The organism is Saccharothrix hoggarensis (assembly GCF_042678885.1).
In the GTDB taxonomy this organism is placed as follows: domain Bacteria; phylum Actinomycetota; class Actinomycetes; order Mycobacteriales; family Pseudonocardiaceae; genus Actinosynnema; species Actinosynnema hoggarensis.
This window is the reverse complement of the sequence record NZ_JBHTLK010000411.1, coordinates 1-2,781: the sequence shown is the minus strand read 5'-3', so window position 1 is coordinate 2,781 and position 2,781 is coordinate 1. Positions and strand designations below refer to the sequence as shown.

General features: G+C 75.1%; 4 protein-coding genes. 2 read left to right on the top strand and 2 right to left on the bottom strand.

Annotation, left to right across the window (positions count from 1 at the left end; translation table 11 throughout):
• Both ACFQ3T_RS35670 and ACFQ3T_RS35665 read right to left on the bottom strand, forming a co-directional pair.
• Positions 1-892 (bottom strand): PPE domain-containing protein (locus ACFQ3T_RS35670; RefSeq protein WP_380730403.1); only part of this gene is annotated, 892 nt, incomplete at its 3' end.
• Positions 889-1,347 carry a hypothetical protein gene (locus ACFQ3T_RS35665; protein ID WP_380730401.1) on the bottom strand — a complete coding sequence of 153 codons (459 nt, stop codon included), beginning with the start codon at positions 1,345-1,347 and terminating at the stop codon, positions 889-891. The genes ACFQ3T_RS35670 and ACFQ3T_RS35665, both read right to left, overlap by 4 nt.
• A gap of 125 nt (positions 1,348-1,472) precedes the next feature.
• Between ACFQ3T_RS35665 and ACFQ3T_RS35660 the strand changes: the two genes are divergently transcribed.
• Complete coding sequence (locus tag ACFQ3T_RS35660) at positions 1,473-2,078, top strand: uridine kinase (protein ID WP_380730399.1); 606 nt, start codon at positions 1,473-1,475, stop codon at positions 2,076-2,078.
• 30 nt (positions 2,079-2,108) lie between these two features.
• Positions 2,109-2,564: an SRPBCC family protein gene (locus ACFQ3T_RS35655; RefSeq protein WP_380730397.1), complete on the top strand. Its 456-nt coding sequence runs from the start codon at positions 2,109-2,111 to the stop codon at positions 2,562-2,564.
• Positions 2,565-2,781: the final 217 nt, after the last annotated feature.

The window sequence follows — 2,781 nt, the reverse complement described above, 5'->3', positions numbered from 1 at the left end:
CGGGAACGCCGCCGGGAACGCCACCGTGCGCGCCGTAGCCGCCGGGCACGTTGACCGCGCCGGGAACGCCGGCCGGGACACCGGCCGCCGCCACGGACGTCGTGCCGTCCGACGACGTGTCGGGCACGGGCGTGGGCGTAGGCGTGGGCGTGGGCCACGGCACGGGTGACGGGTGAGGCGCGGGGTGGGGCAGGGGCGTCTGCGGCACCGGCCGGTGGTCCGGCTCGATCCGGGCCACCTCCGGCGCGTGCTCGAACGTCGGCAGCCGGGTGTGCACGCCGCGGCTGGCGTCCTCGTACTCCTCCATCACCCGCACGGCCTCCGCCATCGCGGCCCGCTGCTCCGCCTTGGACGGCATGTGGTCGTCCAGCAGCTGGTCCAGCATGTACGCGCCCTGCGGCCCGTCCAACGTGGTGACGTCGTACCCGTCGCGGAACCACCGCTCGGCGTCCGGGTGCACGGGCTCCGGCATGCGCTGCGCGGCCTCCTGCACCGCCCACGTGTAGGCGTCGAGCCCTCCGCCCACGGTGTACGCGCGCCCCGACGTCTCCCGCGCCCACTCGGCGAGGCGTTCCGCCGACTCCGCCGCCAGCACCGCCGACGGCCCGCGCCACGACGTCGCCAGCTCCTGCACGATCCGCCGCGCCTCGGCGGTCGCCTGGTCGATCTCGTCCGCCAGCTTCTTCCACGCGTGGGTGCGGTCGGCCATCCGCGCGGTGTCCGCGGACTTCACCATGTCCCACAGCTGCCGGTGGGTGTACGCCCGCCAGTTGATCTTGCCGAAGTTCTCCGGCCGCCGGTTGGCGGCCTGCTGCTTGAGCCTCCGCTTCTCACGTCGGAGCGCCGCGGCCGAGGGCCGGTGCGAATCGGAGTGCGCGCCGCGTCCGCTCATAGCCGCCTCAAGTCCTGTTCCGCCTGCTCGTCCACGCTCTTCTGGGTGTCGCTGACCTGCTCCAGCGCGTCGCGCATCACCTGCAGCTCCACCAGGTACGACTGGAGGGCCGACTGGACGCCGCCACCCAGGTCGCCGGCCCGCAACCCGAACGCCTTGCGCATGTGCCGCGCCACGGGGCCCTTGCCGTCGCCCAACGGCTGCTCCAGGTCGGCGGTCCGCACCAGCAACCGCGCGAGCGTGGCGTGCAGCTCGGCCAGCCGGGTCTCCGCCCTGGTGAACTCGTCGAGGTCCAGCTCGATCCGGTCGCCGCCCTCGGCGACCACACCGGCCGGACCCACGCCGGTCGGCGGCGCGACCGCGGGCGCCGACGCACCCCGCGGACGCTCGCGCTCGTCCCGCAGCTCTTCGCGCATCCGCCTGGCGTCCTCGACGCCGCGCACCCTGACGACCATGCCCCACATCGTGGTGGTCACGCGCGCGCGTGACCAGACCGGGTGCACAGCCGGAGCAGAGGCCGTGCACGATCGGGCAAGGCGGTGCGCCGGATCGGACCGCTCCTGTGCGAAAATCGTCCCCCGTGCCGTCATCTCCCGTTCACGCGCGCGCCGTGCTGCTCGCCGGTCCTTCCGGCTCGGGCAAGTCCACCCTCGCCGCCGGCTGGGGCCTCCCCGTGCTGCGGCTGGACGACTTCTACCGCGAGGGCGACGACCCGCTGCTCCCGCGTGACGACACCGGCCGCCCCGACTGGGACGCCGAGGACTCGTGGAACACCGCCGACGCGCTCGCCGCCGTGGTCGCGCTCGCCACCACCGGCACCGTCGAGGCGCCGGTCTACGCGCTCGGCGAGGACCGGCGGGTCGGCAGCCGCACGGTGACCGCGCCGGGCCTGTTCGTCGCCGAAGGCCTGTTCGCGGACCGGCTGGTGGCGGGCTGCCGCGAGGCGGGCGTGCTGGCCGACGCGATCGTGCTCGCCCCGAACGCGGTGCTGACGTTCGCCCGGCGGTTCGCCCGGGACGTGGCGGAGGCGCGCAAGCCGGTGCCGCTGCTGGCCCGGCGCGGCCTGCGCCTGCTGCGCGAGCACTCCGCCGTGGTGCGCCGCTGCGTCGACGCCGGCATGCGGCCGGTCGCGCCGCACCGCGCCGAGGCGCCCACGATCGGTGGCAGGGCCGCCGCGGCGGTGTAGCCGGGACGTGCCGGGGGTACTGCTGCCGGCATGGCTGAGTTCGAGCGTGAGCAGACGATCCCGGTGGACGCGCGGACGGTCTTCGACCTGGCGCGGGACGTGACGGCGATGGACGCGTGGCTGCCGGACGGCCTGCAGGTCGAGCCGAGCGGCCCGGAGCGCGGCGAGGGCGTGGAACCGGCCGACGGCACGGAACGGGTCACCGGGCGCGTGTCGATGGGCGACGAGATCGACGAGGCGGAGGGCTACCTGGCCGCCGACGTCGAGCAGCGCCGGCTGGAGTGGGGCGACCTGGAGGACGGCGGCTACTCGGGCTGGCTCCAGGTGGACGAGGACGGTCCCGACCGCAGCCGCGTGGTGCTGCACCTGGACGTGCGGGGCGACCACCCGCAGGCCGTCGACGGCGAGGCGCACGAGATCACGGACGAGCACCTGGCGCAGGCCCTCGAACGCCTGGCCGCGCTCGCCACGGAGAGCGTTACGTGAGCCATTTCACCTGACCAACAGGCTTGAACCGGAAAAACGGCGCTTAGGGTGAGCGCCGTTCACCCGGGCACGTCCCACGTCCAGCTCGACACCGCGGACGGCATGCGCGGCCGGCTGCTGGCGCTGAACTCGGCCGTCTGCGCGGCGGCGGGCGCGGTCGGCGGGCCGCTGCTCGGCTGGCTGTGCGAGCGGATCGGCGCGCCGGAGACGCTGGGGC

What these genes read in the sequence shown, in the direction of transcription:
- ACFQ3T_RS35665 (WP_380730401.1), bottom strand. Translation starts at nt 1,347, where the DNA reads ATGGTCGTCAGGGTGCGCGGCGTCGAGGACGCCAGGCGGATGCGCGAA.
- ACFQ3T_RS35655 (WP_380730397.1), top strand. Translation starts at nt 2,109, where the DNA reads ATGGCTGAGTTCGAGCGTGAGCAGACGATCCCGGTGGACGCGCGGACG.